Source organism: Paenarthrobacter sp. NEAU-H11, assembly GCF_050573415.1.
Taxonomy (GTDB): Bacteria; Actinomycetota; Actinomycetes; order Actinomycetales; family Micrococcaceae; genus Arthrobacter.
Window position 1 is genome coordinate 1 of sequence record NZ_JBNZGA010000010.1, and the last position, 17,975, is coordinate 17,975.

The following is a 17,975-nucleotide window of genomic DNA, read 5'->3' on the forward strand; positions in this document are numbered from 1 at the left end:
CGTGGTCACCAGTCGTGGACCGTTCCGTCGATGAGGCGGTTGTAGGGCAGGTAGGCCTGCTGGTAGGGGTAGGCGGCTGCGGCTTCTTCGTTGAACTCGACGCCGATGCCGGGCTTGTCCCCGGGGTGGAGATAGCCGTCCACGAACGTCATGGACTGCTCGAACACCTCGTTGGTCTTGTCCGAATGCTGCATGTACTCCTGGATCCCGTAATTATGGATCGCCAGGCCCACGTGCAGCTGCGCCGCGAAGCCCACCGGAGAAATGTCCGTGGGCCCGTGGAAACCGGACTTGATCTGGTACTGCGCCGCGAAATCCATCACCTTCTTCAACGGGGAGATCCCCCCGAAGTGCGTGGACGCAGCCCGGACGTAATCAATCAGCTGTTCCTTGATCAGGGTCTGGAAGTCATACACGGTATTGAAGATCTCCCCGATCGCCAACGGCGTGGTGGTGTGCTGCCGGACCAGGCGCAGGCCCTCCTGGTTCTCCGCCGGGGTGCAGTCCTCCAACCAGAACAGGTCATACGGCTCCAGCGCCTTGCCCAGCTTCGCCGCCTGGATCGGCGTCATCCGGTGATGCCCGTCATGCAGCAACGGGATCTCCGGACCGAACTCATTCCGCACCGCCTCAAACACCGTGGGCAGGTGCCGCAGGTACGCACGGGTGTCCCAGTCCTCCTCCACCGGAAACGCACCCCGCCCGGCCGGCTCGTAGTCATACCGCTCCCCCGAAGCCTGCGCCTGCGCCGCCACCCCGTACACGGCCTTAATCCCGGGAACCGCCGTCTGGATCCGGATCGACTTGTACCCCAGCTCCAGATGCTCCCGCACCGAATCAAACAACGACGGCAAATCCGCGCCCGACGCGTGCCCGTACGCCCGCAACCCGTTCCGCGACGCCCCGCCCAACAGCTGGTACACCGGCATCCCGGCCACCTTGCCCTTAATGTCCCACAACGCCATATCCACCGCCGCGATCGCCGCCATCGTCACCGGACCCCGGCGCCAGTACGCGGACCGGTACAGGAACTGCCACGTATCCTCGATCCGGTGCGGATCCTTCCCGATCAGCAACTGCGCCACATGCTCCTTCAAATACGCGGCGACCGCAAGCTCCCGCCCGTTCAACGTGGCATCCCCAATACCCGTCACACCATCCTCCGTGGTGACCCGCAGCGTCACGAAGTTACGGGAGGGACTGGTCACAAACACATCGGCAGCAATGATTTTCACAACAGATCCAGGCTTTCTTAATCGATGGGGCGGCGGGTTGTGCGGGCAGGGGTGGACCGCGAACGGGTCAACGCTGCGTGGTTCCACTGGGAGTGGTTCCCAGCAGGGCAAGTTCCGCACGGTTGGGAAGGCCTTCCCAGTCCCCCGCGGTGCTGACGGCGAAGGCTCCGGTGAGCACGCCGCGCTGCAGGCGGCCGGCCACGTCGGCGCCGTCGAGCAGGGCGGACAGGTATCCGGCGGTGAAGGCGTCGCCGGCTCCCACCGTGTCGATGCTGGTGACCGGGACGGCCGGGGCGTCCCACCGGCCCTCCGAGGTGTGGACTGTGGCGCCGGCCGCGCCGCGCTTGACCACAACTTCGCGCACTCCGAGCCCAAGGATTTCGGCAACCATCGCCGATTCATTGGTGTCCGCCCCCGGTGCGCCGTCCGGCGCGGCGGCAACCAGGCCAAGTTCGTCGTCGGAAGCGATCAGGATGCCGGCATGCCGCACCAGCGGTGCCAGCACTTCCCGCGCCTCGTCCCGGGACCAGAGCTTGCTGCGGTAGTTGACGTCGATCGACACCATGATGCCGTCAGCGGCAGCGCGTTCGGCAGCGTACTCCACGGCCTTCCGGGACTCGGGGCTTAGGGCGGCCGTGATGCCGGTCAGGTGGAGGATGCGGGCGCCCGCCCGGAGGGCGTGTTCCACGTCCTCCGGGCACAGCGTTGACCCTGCCGAGCCGGAGCGGTAGTAGAAGGCGCGGGTCACGTCGGCCGTGCGTTGTTCGAGGAACATCACCCCGGTCCGTCGGGCAGCGTCCTCGCGGTGCTCCAGCCGCACTCCCTCGGCACGGAGCTGGCGGAGGATGAACTCGCCGTGCGGATCGGCACCCACAACGCCGGCCCAGCTGACGCTGTGCCCGAGCCGTGCGACGCCCACGGCCACGTTCGACTCGGCGCCGGCAACGTGCATGGTGAGGGCGCCGCCGGCGGAAAGCGGCCCGGCGGAGCGCAGCGACACCATGGACTCGCCGAAGGTCAGGAGGTCCGGAGAAGGGCGTCCGACGGCGGCAGTCACCGCAGGTCCTCCGCGGCCCTGCCGTTGTACTCTGCGGCAAGGGCAACAAAGCGGCGCGCGCGTCCGCGCATCGGAGCAAGGTCGCCCCCGGATCCGGCATCTCCAAACAGCGGGCCTCCCAGCCCAACCGCGATGGCCCCGGCTCCCCAGTATCCGGCGGCTTCATCGAGCCCGACGCCGCCCACCGCGATGAACGGGATGTCCGGGAACGGGTCGCGCAGCGCCTTGAGGTAACCGGGCCCGCCGATGGAGGCGGGAAAAAGCTTGACTGCCGTGGCGCCGCGGTTCATCGCCTCGAATGCTTCGCTCGGGGTGAGGGCCCCGGCCAGGACGGCGATCCCCCGCCCGGCCGCTGCCTCAATGGAGGGGGCGAGTGACGGGGTGACCACGAACTGGCCGCCGGCCGCCTCGACGTTTTCCGCGTCCTGCTTTGTCAGCACAGTCCCGGCGCCCACGAAGCACCCGGCAGGTGCAGCGGCGCGAACCTGGCTGATCGCGGTGAGCGCTCCCGGCGTCGTCAGGGCGATTTCAACGTACTTGAAGCCCTCCTCCATCGCGGCGAGGGCCGCCCTCCCCGCGGCCTGGCCGTCTGTGCCGCGAACGATCGCCACCAGCCTGGCCCGGCGCACCCCGGCCAGCAGAGCCTCGGGGGTCAGGGTGTTTTCCATTCTGGGCTTCTCCTTTTGAGGGGTTTCTGTGTCCGTGCCCGCAGTCCGGGCCGTCACCATTCTGCGAACGCGCCGTCCGGCTGCCGCCAGACCGGGCCCCGCCAGGCGTGTCCGCGCTTGTCCGCGGCCCGGACCACGGCTTCGTCGATCTCGATGCCCAGGCCGGGTCCGGTGAGCCGCTCGATGTGGCCGTCCACGAACTTCAGCGGCGTTTTGTCCACCACGTAGTCCAGGACCTCGGCGCCTTTGTTGTAGTGGATGCCGATGCTCTGTTCCTGGATCAGGAAGTTAGGTGTCGCGAAGCCCACCTGGAGGCATGCGGCGAGTGCCAGCGGACCCAACGGGCAGTGCGGTGCCAGCTGGACTTCATAGACCTCGGCCAGCGAGGCGATCTTGCGGACCTCCGTGATGCCGCCCGCATGGGAGAGGTCCGGCTGGGCCACGGCGATGCCGGCCTGCAGCGCCGGCAGGAATTCCTGCCGGCTGTAGAGCCGCTCGCCGGTGGAGACCGGCGTGGTGGTGGACGACGTGAACTCGCGCAGCAGGTGCGTGTTCTCGGGGACCACGGGCTCTTCGAGGAAGAAAGGCCGGTAAGGTTCCAGCAGCGGCGCCACGCGGCGGGCGTTGGCGAGGCTGAAGCGGCCGTGGAAGTCCACTGCAACATCCCGGTGCTCACCCAGGACTTCGCGGGCGGCGGCCACCCGGCGGACAACGCCGTCGAGCTCGGCCACCGAGGCGATCGGACTCATCCGCCCGCTGGCATTCATCTTCACCGCGGTGAGGCCCACCTCCAGCTGGGCGCTGATCTGGTCGGCCACCTCGTTGGGTTCGTCGCCGCCCACCCAGCCGTACATCCGGATGCGGTCCCGGACGTGGCCGCCCAGCAACTGGTGCACGGGGGTGTTGAAGTGCTTGCCGGCGATATCCCAGAGCGCTTGGTCCAGGCCCGAGACGGCGCTGGCCAGGATGGGGCCGCCGCGGTAGAAAGACCCTTTGGTCATCACCTGCCAGTGGTCCTCGATCCGCAGTGCGTCGTTGCCGATCAGGAGTTCGGCGAGCTGCTCGACGGCGGTGCGCACCGTCTCGCTGCGGCCTTCGCACGTAGCTTCTCCCCAGCCGACAATTCCGCTGTCCGTCTCGATCCGGACGAAGAGCCAGCGCGGCGCAACGAGGAAGGTTTCAATCCTGCTGATGAGCGTCATCTGTGGCCTAGCCCTTGGTCGCGCCGGCGGTGAGGCCGGAAACGATGTACTTCTGCGTGAAAAGCGCAATGATCATGATCGGGATGGTGACCACGGTGGCAGCAGCCATCAGCCCGCCCCAGTCGATGCTGGCGTAGGACACAAAGTCGAAGATGGCCACGGGCAGCGTCTTGGTGCTGGAGCCGGAGAGCACCAGGGCAAACATGAAGTTGTTCCAGGAAAAGATGAACGAGAGGATCCCGGCCGTGGCGATCCCCGCAACGGAAAGGGGCAGCGTGATGAGGCGGAACGCGCCGATCGGGGTAAGCCCGTCCACCTGGGCGGACTCCTCCAGCTCGAGCGGCAGGGAATCGAAGTAGCTCATCATGATGTAGACGATCAGCGGCAGGGCAACGAACATGTGGCTGAGGATCAGCACCTCGAACCGGCCCACCATCCGCAGGTTGGAGAACACGTAGTACCACGGCACCAGCAGGGACACGCCGGGGATCACGCGGGCCATCAGGACCACGAGGGCGGAGCGGTGCATGGTGAACCGGCTCATCGTGTAGGCGGCGGGAACCCCAAGCACAATGGACAGTGCGGTGGAAACGAAGGCCACCCAGAAGCTGTTGAAGATGAAGACGAAGTAGTTGTTCCGCTGCAGGACGTTGGCGTAGTTCTCGCCGGTGGGCGTGAAGAACAGGGCCTTGCCTGTGTCATAGATGTCCACGTTGGTCTTGAGGGAGGCAAGGAACATCCAGAACAGCGGGGCGAGGAGGAACAGCACCACGGCAATGAGGGCTGCAACCCGGAAGACCTTGTAGAGCCTGACGGACAGGGGCTTCCGGCGGCGGTGAAGCACCTGGGGCTTCCCGGATGTTTGGGTTGGGGTCAGGACGGTCATTTGCTTACCGCTTTCTTGCGCATGGTCAGCAGCCACATCGAGCCGATGATGATCATGAAGAACAGGATCAGGACGGCGGAGGACAGCCCGTACTGGTTGTAGTCGAAGCTCAGGCCGTAGGCGTAGACGTTCAGGGTTTCCACTTCGTTGAAGGAACCACCGCCTTTGCCCTTGGTGGCGTACAGGATGTCGAAGGTCTTCAGGGCGTCGATGCCGCGGAGCAGGATGGCAACGATCACGGTGGGCATCATGAGGGGCAGCGTGATGTAGAAGAAGCGCTGGAAGGCGTTGGCGCCGTCCACCCGGGCAGCCTCGTCAGGTTCATCGGAGAGGGACGTCAGCCCGGCAAGGAGGATCAGCACCACCATCGGGGTCCACTGCCAGACGTCCATGAAAATGGTGGTGCCAAGGGCCGTGTCCTGGCCGGAAAGCCAGGGCTGCGGCGGAATGCCGATCATTCCGAGCAGCTGGTTGGCGAAGCCGATGTTGGGATCGAAGATCAGGCGCCACATCATTCCGACGGCAACCGGGGTGGCCACCAGGGGAAGCAGGATGGCCACGCGGACCCACTTTTCACCGCGGAAGGGACGCCACAGGAGCAGTGCGATGCCCATGCCGAGCACAACCTCGCAGACCAGTGCGACACCCGTGAAGGTCAACGTGCGGCCCACCGCCGGCCAGAAGCGCTCGGTGTCAGTGAGGACTGTCAGGTAGTTCTGCAGACCGATGAACTCCGTGGCGGCGCGTACGGAGCCCTGCGAATCGGTGAGGCTCAGGTACAGGGTCCACACCAGAGGGAAGACAATCAGGACGCCGACGAAGATCATCGCTGGGGCCGCAAAAAGCCATTTGCGGTGCCGGTTGGACCAGGCGGAGATGTTCCCCCCAACGCTGGGAGGGCGGCCGGCGCTGCGGGCGGGAGCGCTGCGGGGAGCGTTCGTAACGGACATGGTTCACCTAAGGAGTTGGGGGGAGCGGTCCGCGGCGGGACGGCGACCGGGGTCTGCCGTCCCGCCGGGCTGTGGTGCTGGCTGCGCTGGACGCAGCGCGGGCGCCTGTGGCGTTACTTCTTTTCGCCGTCCAGGAACTTCTGGAAGGCTTCGTTGGCCGAGTCGGCCGCAGCGGAAGGGTCGGCGCCGGTGATGCTGGCTACGATGGGCTCGCCCACGATTTCCCTGGCCTTGCCCACGGTCACAACCTGCGGACGGTCATGGCCCACACCGTTCTTCGCACTGACGGCGATGGCTTCGGCGAGGTCCTTGGGGTAGGTGGACGTACCCTCTGGGTTCGACCACACGGAAGTCCGGGGTCCGGGGACACCGGCCTTCTGCGCGGCCAGGGTGCGTTCCTTGCCCGTGGCCCACTGGATGAACTTCCACGCGTTGTCCTGGTTGCTGGACGCCTCGTTGACCGCCAGGCCCCATGAGGGGATGTTGTACGGCTTGGAACCTGCGGGACCTGCCGGCAGGGGTGCGAAACCTACAGAGTCCGCCACCTTGGACTTGGCCGGATCAGTGGCGTTCTTGTAGAGCGAGTCCGCCTCGGTGTAGAAGGCGGCCTTGCCCTGGGTGAAGATTGCCATGGCCTCGGGCCAGCTCATGTCGGTGCTGACGTTGGCGGGGCCGTAGTTCCTAATGAGGCCGCCGTAGTATCCGTAGGCCTTCTTTGCCGCGTCCGAGTTGACGGCAGACTTTCCGCTGGAGTCGGTGAAGTCGCCACCGAAGCTGTACAGGAAACTGGAGAACTGGGTGACGGCCGCGGACTTGCCGGTGCGGGCCACGAAGCCGGCGATGTCGGGGTTGGACGCCTTGATGGCCTTGGCCGCCGCTTCAAGCTCCTCCATGGTCTTGGGAACCTGGAGGCCGGCGGCCTGCAGCAGGTCCTTGCGGTAGTAGAGGACCTCGCGCTCGGTGATGATAGGGACGCCTACGACCTTGCCGTCGGCGGTGGTGGCCTTGACCGGGCCTTCCTGGTAGTCCTTCCAGTCCCAGCCGGAATCGGAGGACACCTTTTCGGTCAGGTCAGCAAGGTAGCCGTTCTTGGCGAATGCCTTGCCTTCCTGGAGCGGGCGGTACATCATCACGTCGATCTCATCGCTGCCCGCGTTGAGCTTGACGTTGTACTGGTCCGAGAGCTGGTCCTCGCCGAGCTGGGTCAGTTCCACCTTGAGCCCGCTGGACTTCTCGAAGTCGGGAATGGCTGCCTTGATGCCTTCAGTCCAGACATGGTTGGCCAGCGTCACCCGCACCGTGCCTGATTCCTTGGCGTCCGTGCTGCCGCCGCCACCGCTGCAGGCAGTCAGCCCCAGCGAAAGTGCTGCGGCGACTGCCGCGTACTGCACGATTGAACGTCGCTTCATTACGACTCCCTTTGCTTTCTGAGGGCTGACGTCACTGTCCAGCCGCCCTACAAATGCATCTTTACATCTGTCTTGGAAGCGATCATATGGAAATAAGGCAGACTTAGACAACCCCTTGCCAGTGAGCCGTATGATTTATTTATGAAAATCCCAAAGGCGGAGTCCCCTACCGACCTGCATGCGGCGCTGGTCGAAAGCCTGGGGCTCGGCATCGCCGATGGGCGCTGGGCCCCGCATTCCGTCCTGCGGCTGGATGAGCTGGAGGGGCAGCACAATGTATCCCGGTCCGTGGTCCGTGAGGCCGCCCGGGTGCTGTCATCAAAAGGCATGCTGGAATCCCGGCGGCGGTTTGGGACAGTTGTGCAGCCTGAAGAGTGCTGGAATCTCTACGATCCCCAAGTGATCCGCTGGCGCCTGGCTTCCGCCCGCCGGCTGGAGCAGCTGCAGTCCCTCAATGAACTTCGCGGAGCCATCGAGCCGCAGGCCGCGCGCCTCGCCGCCGAACGGGCCTCCTGGGACGCCGGCAGCGAGCTCGTTTCCCTTGCGGCCAAGCTGTGGGCCGCAGGCCAACGCGGAGACCAGGAGGAATTCCTCCGGCTGGACGTGGAGTTCCATGCCGCAATACTCAAAGCTTCCGGTAATGCAATGTTCTCCCAACTGCAGAACCTTGTGGCGGAGGTCCTCACCGGCCGGACGGAACATGGCCTGATGCCCCATCTGCCGCACCACGAAGCCCTGCAGTTGCATGTAGATGTTGCCAGCGCCATCCAGCGCGGCGAGGCGGGCGCAGCGCACGCAGCGATGAGCAGGATTGTGGAGCAGTCCACCGAAGAAATGGGCCAGATCTGGTCAAGCAGCCAGGGCGGGGCGGGCAACGCTCCGCTGGCCTCTCCGGCGGACATCGCCCGCACCTAGGATCCACTTAGGCCACCGTGCTTCAGGCGCCTTTCGCCGAGGCCAGCACCTTCGCGAGGAATTCCAGGGCGGGCAATGCTTCGGGCGTGCCCGGGGCGAGGTTCAGGTACCCGTGGATCAGCCGATGTCACCTCGGGGCCCCGCGACGGCGAGATGTTGGTGATGACATCGTTCCCCCACTGGTCGGCGCGGACATCCCGCAGCTACTTGCGGGAGAATCCGACGACGTCGACTAGGTACGCGGCGGTGGGGACAAACAGCTGCCAGGCCCCCCGTCCAGCCGGCCTTTCCCGCTGCGGGCAAACGGTGGGGCCTCGTAGGCGTCCCGGAAGCTCCACTGCGCGATCTCGTGGAGCCTGTCCAGCCGCTCATCGCTGCAGCTAAAGGTCCCGAGCTCGGGATCGCTGAGGCCGGCTGAGCGCAGTTCGTCGGCGGTACAGCGAGTGTTCCACGCGCACTCATCACCGCAGCCGAACCCAACCCGACGACAGCCGGCACCCGCTGAGGGGTGCCGGCTGTCGTCGGGCCGGCCTGGATGCCGGGGGCCGCGGGATTCGAGAGTGCGGTGTGGATCAGGCCGGATCCGCGGGGGCGGCCACCTCGGGCTGGGGGTCCGCAAGGGTCTTCGGGACCGTGTCCTCGAACTGCGGGAGGCGGTTCAGGTAATCCACCACGGAATCTGTGGACTCGACGTCACCGAACTTGTTATCGATGTCGTAGAGGTTCCACTGCACGACGCCCGGGACGCGGTCGCCGATGGTCTCCCGGGCGATGATCGGGCGGAAGCCCTTCGCGATCGCGTCCTCGACGGTGTGGCGCACGCACCCTGCTGCGGTTGCGCCGGTCACGATCAGGGTGTCGATGCGGTTCGAGGTCAGGAAGAGCTCGAGGTTCGTTCCCGGGAACGCTGAGGCGCGATTCTTCTCGATCACGACTTCGCCTTCCGCAGGTGCGATGCGGTCGTCGATCTGTGCCCAGTAGGAGTCCGCCGGAAGGGTCTCGACGGGGATCTTTGAGTACCACAGACCCATGTCGTTCGTCCCGGAGGTGGCGTCGCGGTTGCGGTATACGTTCGTGGTGTAGAAGATCGGGACGCCCTTGGCGCGCGCGGCCTCGTTGATCCGCTGGACGTTCGGGATGATCTCCTCCATGCCCGGGCAGCTGAACGGGTGGCCCGGGCGGGTCCAGGCGTTTGCGAGGTCAATGTGGATCACTGCGGGGCGATTGCCGTAGCCGACCCGACGCTTGAAGCCCCGTTCGTTGTAGATGTCCGTGCCTGCTTCGAACGCCTCCTCGAGCACTGCGGCAAGACGGGCTTCGATGTCGTTGAACGTCTCTGTTGTCATGGTTCTCTCCACTCTTACGACTTCATTGTTTCTGTCCTAGCAACTCTGTTGCTGTATTGGCTACAGTAGCGCAGGCTCATTCACGGCGCCAGAGGTTCGCCGGAAAAACTTTTGGATAGGACGGGCATCGTTGGTGCGTTACTCCGACAGGCCGGTGAGGGTCCGGTTTGTGCCGGATGCCGAGCACATCGGGACAAGCCAGGGACAGGGAAGGCCGCCAAAACTCGGATGTGGTCTGTGCGGAACACTTTTGAAGGCCCGGGCAAAGGCGGGCCTTCTGTTCGTTGATGTCACGGCGGCGATATGGAGCGGACGGACTCAGTGAGGTGGGGGCACATTGCGGCATATGATGGCCCGAAAGAGTGGCGGGATAGTCAAGTAGCGCGAAGGGATAAAGGTGGTAGGCAGGCCAAGGCAGGACAATGGGCAGGTCCAGGGAGCTGCGGCGTCACTGTTGAACGGTCTTGCAGTACTGGAAGCCTTTTCCGTTCAAAATCCGGTTCTTGGTGTGACTGAGGTTGCTCAGCGCGTCGGACTCCATAAGAGCACGGTCTCCCGGATTCTTGGAGGGTTAACGGAAGCTGGATATGTGCAGCGGGATGAGGAGACGGGACGGTATAGGCTCGGGCTGGGCCTTCTTGCGTTGTCCGCCCCTTTGCTGGCGGACCTGGATGTGCGCCGTGCTGCGGTTCCGTATTTGGAAAAGTTAACTGAAGCCACCCAAGAGACCAGCGCTATCTCGGTCTGGAATGGTCACGAGGCCATCGTCGTGGAGCAGGTTGCCAGCCCGAATCAGGTCAAACACACTGCCACCATTGGAACCCGGTACAACAAATTTGAGAGTTCCTCAGTGCGGGTCTTCCTGGCGGAGCTGGCGCCGGCTCTCGCGACCGAACTGATCGGATCCGGACAGATACTACGCTCGGCAGGAGATGGTTTGCCGTTGGACCACACCGCCCACCTGCAGGAAGTCGCCCGTCAGGCATATGCCGTTAACGACGGCTTGACTGCGGAGGAGGAGTTCGGGGTCTCCGCTCCGGTTCGGGATTACCGGGGCAAGGTGGTTGGGTGCATCACTGCATCCGCTCCGCGTTCCCGGGTCCACAAGCACGCCACCAGGGACGCTCTGATTCAAGCCGTACAGGGGGCCGCCTCGGAAGTTTCCACGCGCTTGGGCTGGACGGCTTCCCTTCCTGGCTGATTCGCCGCGCAGCTAGGGAAGGTCGGCAACACTGTGTTCCGGCCGCATTCAGGCCGGGGTGTCGCCATTGGAGAAGTGTCCTGTAAGGGAGCGGCTAGGACCTGGGCGGGGTGGCTGCTTGAAGTTCCGTCGGTCTCCGCCCTGGCAAAACCATGATGAAAACGGTTCGCCGACGCACCGGGTCCTGCCCGGATGGGCCGTCAGCGGACTGGATCTGCTTCCTCCGGCAGGCTGCCCAGTCGCGTCGATACGCGCTCAGCGGCCCGCAGCACGGCTTCGCGCAGGATCGACTGGCTCTGCGTGTGCTGCACTCGGGATCGCGGGGCGCTGGCTGTGATGCAGCCGACGATTGCACCCCGGTAGTCCCGCACGGGGGCGGACACACCGTATTCCTCGTAAGTGGTCTCGCCGTCGTTAACGGCGAAGCCTTGGTCCCGTACGCCGGCAAGCTGTTCGTGGGCCGGGTCCTCGAGACCGCGGTAGCCCTCCCGCAGGACCGTCTGGCCAGCCAGCAGACGATCGGTATCCTCGGACGGCAGTTCGGCGAGAAACACCCGAACTGAGGAACTGGCGAACTTGTTGTAACGCGTTCCAATCGCCGCGGTGTGCTTGACCTGGTGCAGGCTGGCGACCTGTTCCACAACAATAGCGTTGGTGCCGTTCCAGACGGAGATCGCAGCCGTCTCGCCGGTGGCCTGCGCGAGTTCTTCGAGGTGGGGCAGGGCGACACGGCGAACGCCGAGCTCGGCCAGCAGTGGTCCGGCCAGTCCGATCATCCCGAGCCCGAGCCGGTATCGTCCCGTCTCTTCGTCGCGCTGTACGTAGCCTGCCTCGTCCAGACCGGTGAGCATCCGGGAGACCGTGCTCTTGTGCAGGCCAACGAGTTCGGAGATCTCCGTGACTCCCAGGAGGGAACGCTTGGCGACGGAGAACGCTTCGAGAACCGTAAGCCCGTTGAGCAACGAGGCTGCTGCCCCTTGCGGCTTATCAGTGGTGGTTTGTGGATCCATCATGAGTTCTCCCTCTCCAGGCGCCAATTAAAGTCACCGTAGCCATCGTACGGTGCGCCCATCCAACCTCTCCTCGTAGAAACGGTCACACCTCTCCCGGCACGCCGCAGGCCCAGACCAGGAAATCCCGGCCGGCTGTCACGGCCCATGATGACGACGGTTCCGGATCAGGTCGGAAAGTGCCAAGCGATGACCCTAAGCCTCCTCATGTGACAGGAATAGTCACGAAAAAATCCTTGACGAGTTGCTGACAGAGGAAATAGGTTGTTGTGTGATCAACGGTGATCTAGATCATATGTGCTAAGCATTGCCCTGGTGGGCTAGCTTGAAATGAAGCACTCCGCGGTCTCGGCGCCATCCCCTGAACGGAGACAACATGGAACACGATCTTGCAGATAATTCGCTGGAAAAGGTGAGCCCGGAGCGCCTGCGCAAGGTAGTAAGGGCCTCTTTTGCCGGGACAGTGGTGGAGTGGTTTGACTTCGCCATCTACGGCTACATGGCAACCCATATTGCTGCGACCTTCTTCTCGTCCAAGGACCCGGTCACGGGTCTGCTGGAGACATTCGCCGTGTTCGCTGTCGCGTTCGCGCTGCGGCCCTTGGGTGGCATTTTCTTCGGACGCCTGGGCGACCGCCTCGGGCGCAAAAAGATCCTGGTCCTGACCGTCCTGCTCATGTCCGGATCCACGGCCGCAATCGGGCTCATCCCAAGCCACGAGACGATCGGCATCTGGGCTGCCGTCCTACTGGTGCTTGCCCGGTGCTTGCAGGGCTTTTCCGCAGGCGGCGAATATGCAGGTGCCACCATCTACGTCGTCGAGCACAGCCCCGACAGGCACAGGGCCCGTTACTCGTCGGCCATGTCGGCGGCGACGTTCTCCTCATTCGCCCTCGCCGCTGGACTCGGCGCGCTGCTCAGCTTTATCCTGCCCCCCGGGGCCATGGGTGATTGGGGCTGGCGCATCCTCTTTCTGCTGTCGGTGCCGATGGGACTGATCGCCTTCTACATTCGAGCCAAGCTCCACGAGTCCCCCGAGTTCCAAGCGATGCTCGATGATTCCGCTGCCCGGCCCGCCCCGTCCTTGGGGGCCGTCTTCCGCACCCAGTGGCGCGCGATGCTGCGACTGGGCGGGTTTGTGATGCTCACGGCACTCTCCTTCTACATTTACTCCACGTACATGTCGACCTTCCTGATCAAGGTGGTCGGCCTCCCCGCGCACCTTGCCCTGTTCTCCAGCTTGATCTCGCTGACCATGGCGACGGCGCTGGCCCCCGTCATGGGCCGTGTTTCGGATCGCATCGGTCGCCGCCGCACCATGCAGACCGCCGCCGGTCTCCTGGCCATTCTCACCATTCCGGCGTACATGATCGCCGAGCAGGGAACGTTCGCAACCGCCGTCGTCAGCCAACTGCTCATAGGGCTTGGCGCGGTGACCGCTAATGTGGTGACATCGGTCCTGATGTCGGAAATGTTCTCCACCGACGTGCGCTTCGCGGCATCGGGCACCTGTTACAACATCACCTATGCCGTGTTTGGCGGTACCGCGCCCTTCGTGGCAACGTGGCTGGTCGCCGGAACCGGATATTCGCTCTCGCCCGCGATCTACGTCGCAGCCGTCGCCGTCGCATCATTCCTCGTCGTCACCTTCCTGATACCCGAGACGGCAGGACGGCCTCTGCGCCGTTACCACGACGACCCCTTGCCGGCCGAGCCCGCGCGCGCCGTGGCCTCTGAAGCGGTGCCCAGGGGCTGACATCCCAAGGCTGGAAAAATCGCCGGCCAGCTGTCCGGACCAGGGAGGGTCCGGACAGCTGGCCGGCATCTCGATATAAGGCGACTGCGCCCAGCCGATCGGTACCCCCCGAGCTGACTGACAACGTTCCGCAGGTCCCGCGCTGGTCCGGCGAGATGCAAACGTGCGGCTCAACAGGCTTCCTCTCCAGTCACAGACCGCTGCAGAGACGCCGAACTTCTGAGGATCCATGTGCCGTCGCTCAACTCCAGGCACGCATGCGGACCTCCCGGGGTGCGCTCCGACGCCAGCTCCGATAACGGAGGCGGCTATCCGAGCTGGGCGGAATGGCTGATCGCGCTGGGTAATCTTCGGTCAGCGAAAACATAAACACCGCCGAGGTCGGGCGGGCAACAACGAAAGGATTGCGCGTGGCAGATGACGGCGCGACAGCCCAGCAACTGCACGGTATTGAACTGACCATGATCGACGGCAGATCGGTGAACTTCGGGGAATACAAAGGCAAGACCGTTCTGGTGGTTAACGTCGCATCCAGATGCGGCCTGACCCCGCAATACGAGGACCTGGAGGCGCTTCAGCGCAAGTATCAGGACCAGGGGTTCACGGTCCTGGGTGTGCCCTGCAACGGGTTCAAGGGCCAGGAACCGGGGAGTTCGGAGCAGATCCAGGAATTTTGCACCGTCAGCTACGGCGTGACGTTCCCGTTGACCGCGAAGGTCAAAGTCAACGGCGCCAGACGCCATCCGCTGTATGCGGCACTGACCGAATTTCACACGGAGGAACTGCAGGAAGAGATCACGTGGAACTTCGAAAAGTTCCTCGTCAGCGGCAAAGGCGAAGTCATCGCCCGATTTTCCCCGAAGACGTCTCCAATCGCCCCCGAGGTCATCGCCGCCATCGAATTAGCGCTCAGCTAGTCTCCTCCCCGCGGACACGATCTTGACGCAGCGGCCCTCGCCCGGGCGCGGCTGGTAACCGAGGTGTCGGTCTGGGGAGCAGGCTGCCGTATGCAGAACCCGAGTTGGGTAGGAGCCGCCACTGGGCCGGGGGAAAGCTCCTGACTACGGATCCCGCTCCATGTCCCCTGTGGAGCGGGATCGGCCGGGACCGGGCTGTCGGAAGACTGTGGGATGTTGGATGCCAAAGGTGGGTCGCACGTACGCCTTTTCGGCCGCTACCGACGAAGGTGCGGTAGCCGGCCGTCAAATCCGTAGTCATACACCAGGGTGATGTCACGGAGTGACACCAATGCGCGTCAGAATAGGGTCCCCGGTGCCCTTTCTTACACCCCGAAGAAACCGTCCAGACCCTAACCTGACGCAGCGCCCCAAAAGCGTCCTCCGGTCCAGCGAGCAGCTGAAAGCCCTACCCCTTGCCATGCGAACCAGGGAGCCCCTCGAGGCAAGGGCCTCCGTGGCCAAGCCGTCCCCGCTTCAGTACTGGCCCTTGACCACGAAGTAGGAGCCCCGGATGGTGCCGGCAAGCTTCGACTTCTGGCGCGCGAACTTGAAGGTGGACGCCAGCTCCTCGGGAACTTCCATGCCGTCGGAGAGCTTGAAACCAACCGCCCGTTTCCCGCCGTCCTCGATGCTGTACATAACGTTGATGGACAGGCCGGATTCGTAGAACACGTACGCCATCCGCAGCCCGTCCACCTCGAAGGAAGAAACCTCAAGCGCGCGCGATGAGATGACGAGGTTGCGCTCGGCGGCGAGGATGTTGTTCACGTATTCCAGCGTCTCCGGCGCCTCCTCCGCGGGCGTGACCGTGAAGTCGTGGCCGTACTTGTTCTTGTAGTAGCGGGCCTCGTTGGCACGCAGCCCGGCCAGCGCCTCCGCGACGGGTGAGGACTCCAGCCCCACGGTGGACACGTTCTTGAAATCAACGGTGTACGGCAATGATCCTCCTGGGAATTCTCCTTCGCACATCCTCGCAGACAGGGAGGACAATTGTTGGTGCAGCGCCAACAATCAGCCTTGCCTGCACCGGGAGGACGGGATGGGCAATTTCATCGCATACCTGGACACCTCGGAGGTCCGCCCGGGCAAACTTGGGGAGCTCAAGGAAGCCATGGCGGAACTGGCGGCCTTCGTTGAGCAGAACGAGCCCCGGATCCTCTCCTACAGCGTCTACTTCTCCGACGACGGATCCACCATGAAGGTCCTCCATCTGCACTCGGATTTAGCCTCGCTGGAGTTGCACCTGAAGGTGGCCGGCGCCAGGTTCCCGCCGGTTGCGCCGCTGATCACCATGAAATCCATCGAGATATTCGGCCGCCCCACCGAGGAGCTGCTGGCTCGGCTTCGGGCGAAAGCACAGCTCCTCGGCACCGGTTCCGTCACGGTCCACGACCTCCACGCCGGCTTCGCGCGCTTCCACACCAGCCAACCTTTCCAGCCGTAAAGACGCGCCCCGGACCCGGGAAGAACTAGACGAGGTTCTCCACCAGCGAGACATCCCGCACCGCACCCTTGTCCGCGGACAGAGCCATGGCGGCGTAGGCGCGCAGGGCCGGGGAGACCAGGCGGTCCCGGTTCTTGGCCTTGTAACCGCCGTTGGCTTCCAGTTTCTCGCGACGCTCGGCAAGGACCTCGTCGGAGACCTCCAGCTGCATTGAGCGCTGAGAGATGTTGATGCTGATGATGTCGCCGTTCTCCACCAGGGCGATAGTGCCGCCGGAGGCGGCCTCCGGCGAGATGTGTCCGATCGACAGGCCGGAGGTGCCGCCGGAGAAGCGGCCGTCCGTAATCAGGGCGCACTTCTTGCCCAGGCCGCGGCCCTTGAGGAACGACGTCGGATAGAGCATTTCCTGCATGCCCGGACCGCCGCGGGGGCCTTCGTAGCGGATGACCACCACGTCGCCTTCCTTGACGGTCTTGTTCAGGATCTTTTCCACGGCCTCGTCCTGGGACTCACACACCACGGCCGGGCCGGAGAAGGTCCAGATGGACTCGTCCACGCCGGCGGTCTTCACCACGGCGCCGTCGACGGCCACGTTGCCGCGGAGCACGGCCAGTCCGCCGTCCTTGGAGTAGGCGTGTTCCACGGAGCGGATGCAGCCTTCCGCGGCGTCGGTGTCCAGGGAGGTCCACTGGTTCGACTGGGAGAACGCGGTGGAGGAGCGGACGCCGCCGGGGGCCGCGTGCCAGAGGGCCTCCGCTTCTTCGGTGGCTTTGCCGCCGCGGATATCCCAGTCGTCCAGCCAGCCGTCCAGGTCGGCGGAGTGCACGGAGTGGACGTCCTTGTGCAGCAGGCCGCCGCGGTTCAGCTCGCCCAGCAGCGCGGGGATGCCGCCGGCGCGGTGCACATCCTCCATGTAGTAGGTCTTGTCCTTGGCCACGTTCGGGGCCACCTTCGCCAGGCAGGGCACCTGGCGGGACTTGGCATCCATCTCGGCCAGGCCGTAGTCCACGCCCGCCTCCTGGGCCGCGGCGAGCAGGTGCAGGATGGTGTTGGTGGAGCCGCCCATGGAAATGTCCAGGGCCATGGCGTTGTCGAATGCCTTGGCGGTGGCGATGGAGCGCGGCAGCACAGAGTCGTCGTCGCCGTCGTAATAGCGCTTCACCAGCTCGACGACGGTGCTTCCGGCCTTCTCATACAGCGCCTTGCGCGCGGTGTGGGTGGCCAGCACGGAGCCGTTGCCCGGCAGGGACAGGCCGATGGCCTCGGTAAGGCAGTTCATGGAGTTGGCGGTGAACATGCCGGAGCAGGAACCGCAGGTGGGGCAGGCGTTCTCTTCGATGAGGTTGATGTCTTCATCGGAGATGGACTCGTCCACGGCGTCGGCGATCGCGTTCACCAGGTCCAGGGAGCGCACGGAGCCGTCGGTCAGGGTCACACGGCCGGCCTCCATGGGTCCGCCGGAAACGAAGACCACGGGGATGTTCAGGCGCAGCGCCGCCATGAGCATGCCCGGGGTGATCTTGTCGCAGTTGGAGATGCACACCAGCGCGTCCGCGCAGTGTGCGTTCACCATGTACTCCACGGAGTCGGCGATCAGGTCGCGGGACGGCAGCGAATAGAGCATGCCTGAGTGGCCCATGGCGATGCCGTCGTCCACGGCAATGGTGTTGAACTCGCGCGGCACGGCCCCGGCGGCGAGGATCGCGTCGGAGACGATCCGGCCGACGGGGGCGAGGTGGGTGTGGCCGGGGACGAACTCGGTGAAGGAGTTGGCGACGGCGATGATCGGCTTGCCGATGTCCGTGTTGGCGACGCCGGAGGCGCGCAGCAGTGCGCGGGCTCCGGCCATGTTGCGGCCGTGGGTGACAGTACGTGAACGAAGAGGAGGCATGCTACCGATCCTGCCGTCCCGGGCGCGCGGGCGGAAGACAGTGCTG

The 17,975-nt window shown here is 64.7% G+C and carries 16 protein-coding genes; 5 read left to right on the plus strand and 11 right to left on the minus strand.

The window, feature by feature from the left end:
• Positions 1-5: 5 nt before the first annotated feature.
• The 7 genes from manD to ACQ3DC_RS13430 form a co-directional block, all read right to left on the minus strand.
• Positions 6-1,235: a D-mannonate dehydratase ManD gene (gene manD / locus ACQ3DC_RS13400; RefSeq protein WP_321215139.1), complete on the minus strand. Its 1,230-nt coding sequence runs from the start codon at positions 1,233-1,235 to the stop codon at positions 6-8.
• 67 nt (positions 1,236-1,302) lie between these two features.
• Positions 1,303-2,292 (minus strand): sugar kinase, encoded by a 990-nt coding sequence (locus ACQ3DC_RS13405; protein ID WP_430752460.1) that lies wholly within the window; start codon positions 2,290-2,292, stop codon positions 1,303-1,305.
• Entirely contained in the window at positions 2,289-2,960 is a 672-nt protein-coding gene (locus ACQ3DC_RS13410) for a bifunctional 4-hydroxy-2-oxoglutarate aldolase/2-dehydro-3-deoxy-phosphogluconate aldolase (RefSeq protein ID WP_421092912.1), read from the minus strand. The genes ACQ3DC_RS13405 and ACQ3DC_RS13410 overlap by 4 nt, the downstream gene beginning before the upstream one ends.
• A 53-nt stretch (positions 2,961-3,013) precedes the next feature.
• The gene (gene dgoD / locus ACQ3DC_RS13415) at positions 3,014-4,162 is read right to left on the minus strand and encodes a galactonate dehydratase (protein WP_157239595.1); all 1,149 of its coding nucleotides are present in this window, start codon (positions 4,160-4,162) and stop codon (positions 3,014-3,016) included.
• 7 nt (positions 4,163-4,169) lie between these two features.
• Positions 4,170-5,048 carry a carbohydrate ABC transporter permease gene (locus ACQ3DC_RS13420; protein WP_430752461.1) on the minus strand — a complete coding sequence of 293 codons (879 nt, stop codon included), beginning with the start codon at positions 5,046-5,048 and terminating at the stop codon, positions 4,170-4,172.
• Positions 5,045-5,998, minus strand: coding sequence for a carbohydrate ABC transporter permease (locus tag ACQ3DC_RS13425; protein ID WP_228405109.1), 954 nt, complete (start codon positions 5,996-5,998; stop codon positions 5,045-5,047). The genes ACQ3DC_RS13420 and ACQ3DC_RS13425 overlap by 4 nt, the downstream gene beginning before the upstream one ends.
• Positions 5,999-6,111: 113 nt before the next feature.
• A complete protein-coding gene (locus tag ACQ3DC_RS13430) occupies positions 6,112-7,407 on the minus strand; it encodes an ABC transporter substrate-binding protein (protein ID WP_157239601.1) in 1,296 nt (431 codons plus the stop codon).
• Positions 7,408-7,548: 141 nt separating this feature from the next.
• On the opposite strand from ACQ3DC_RS13430, the gene ACQ3DC_RS13435 reads away from it, so the two are divergent.
• Positions 7,549-8,322, plus strand: a complete 774-nt coding sequence (locus ACQ3DC_RS13435) for a FadR/GntR family transcriptional regulator (protein ID WP_430752462.1) — start codon at positions 7,549-7,551, stop codon at positions 8,320-8,322.
• 572 nt (positions 8,323-8,894) lie between these two features.
• On the opposite strand, the gene ACQ3DC_RS13440 is transcribed toward ACQ3DC_RS13435, so the two are convergent.
• Positions 8,895-9,668, minus strand: coding sequence for an N-carbamoylsarcosine amidohydrolase (locus ACQ3DC_RS13440; RefSeq protein ID WP_321215133.1), 774 nt, complete (start codon positions 9,666-9,668; stop codon positions 8,895-8,897).
• Positions 9,669-10,122: 454 nt separating this feature from the next.
• On the opposite strand from ACQ3DC_RS13440, the gene ACQ3DC_RS13445 reads away from it, so the two are divergent.
• Positions 10,123-10,869, plus strand: coding sequence for an IclR family transcriptional regulator (locus ACQ3DC_RS13445; protein WP_321215132.1), 747 nt, complete (start codon positions 10,123-10,125; stop codon positions 10,867-10,869).
• Between the two features lie 200 nt (positions 10,870-11,069).
• Here ACQ3DC_RS13445 and ACQ3DC_RS13450 read toward each other — a convergent pair whose 3' ends face one another.
• On the minus strand, positions 11,070-11,882 hold the full coding sequence (locus ACQ3DC_RS13450) for an IclR family transcriptional regulator (RefSeq protein WP_321215131.1): 813 nt from the start codon (positions 11,880-11,882) through the stop codon (positions 11,070-11,072).
• 373 nt (positions 11,883-12,255) lie between these two features.
• Here ACQ3DC_RS13450 and ACQ3DC_RS13455 point away from each other — a divergent pair, with 373 nt between their 5' ends.
• Complete coding sequence (locus tag ACQ3DC_RS13455; RefSeq protein ID WP_321215130.1) at positions 12,256-13,635, plus strand: MFS transporter; 1,380 nt, start codon at positions 12,256-12,258, stop codon at positions 13,633-13,635.
• A 410-nt stretch (positions 13,636-14,045) separates the two neighbouring features.
• Entirely contained in the window at positions 14,046-14,552 is a 507-nt protein-coding gene (locus ACQ3DC_RS13460; protein WP_321215129.1) for a glutathione peroxidase, read from the plus strand.
• Positions 14,553-15,068: 516 nt separating this feature from the next.
• Here the strand turns inward: ACQ3DC_RS13460 and ACQ3DC_RS13465 are convergent.
• Positions 15,069-15,533, minus strand: a complete 465-nt coding sequence (locus ACQ3DC_RS13465) for a phage tail protein (RefSeq protein WP_430752463.1) — start codon at positions 15,531-15,533, stop codon at positions 15,069-15,071.
• A 100-nt stretch (positions 15,534-15,633) separates the two neighbouring features.
• On the opposite strand from ACQ3DC_RS13465, the gene ACQ3DC_RS13470 reads away from it, so the two are divergent.
• The gene (locus ACQ3DC_RS13470) at positions 15,634-16,038 is read left to right on the plus strand and encodes a hypothetical protein (RefSeq protein ID WP_421092908.1); all 405 of its coding nucleotides are present in this window, start codon (positions 15,634-15,636) and stop codon (positions 16,036-16,038) included.
• 25 nt (positions 16,039-16,063) lie between these two features.
• On the opposite strand, the gene ilvD is transcribed toward ACQ3DC_RS13470, so the two are convergent.
• Positions 16,064-17,929, minus strand: a complete 1,866-nt coding sequence (gene ilvD / locus ACQ3DC_RS13475) for a dihydroxy-acid dehydratase (protein WP_321215126.1) — start codon at positions 17,927-17,929, stop codon at positions 16,064-16,066.
• Positions 17,930-17,975: the final 46 nt, after the last annotated feature.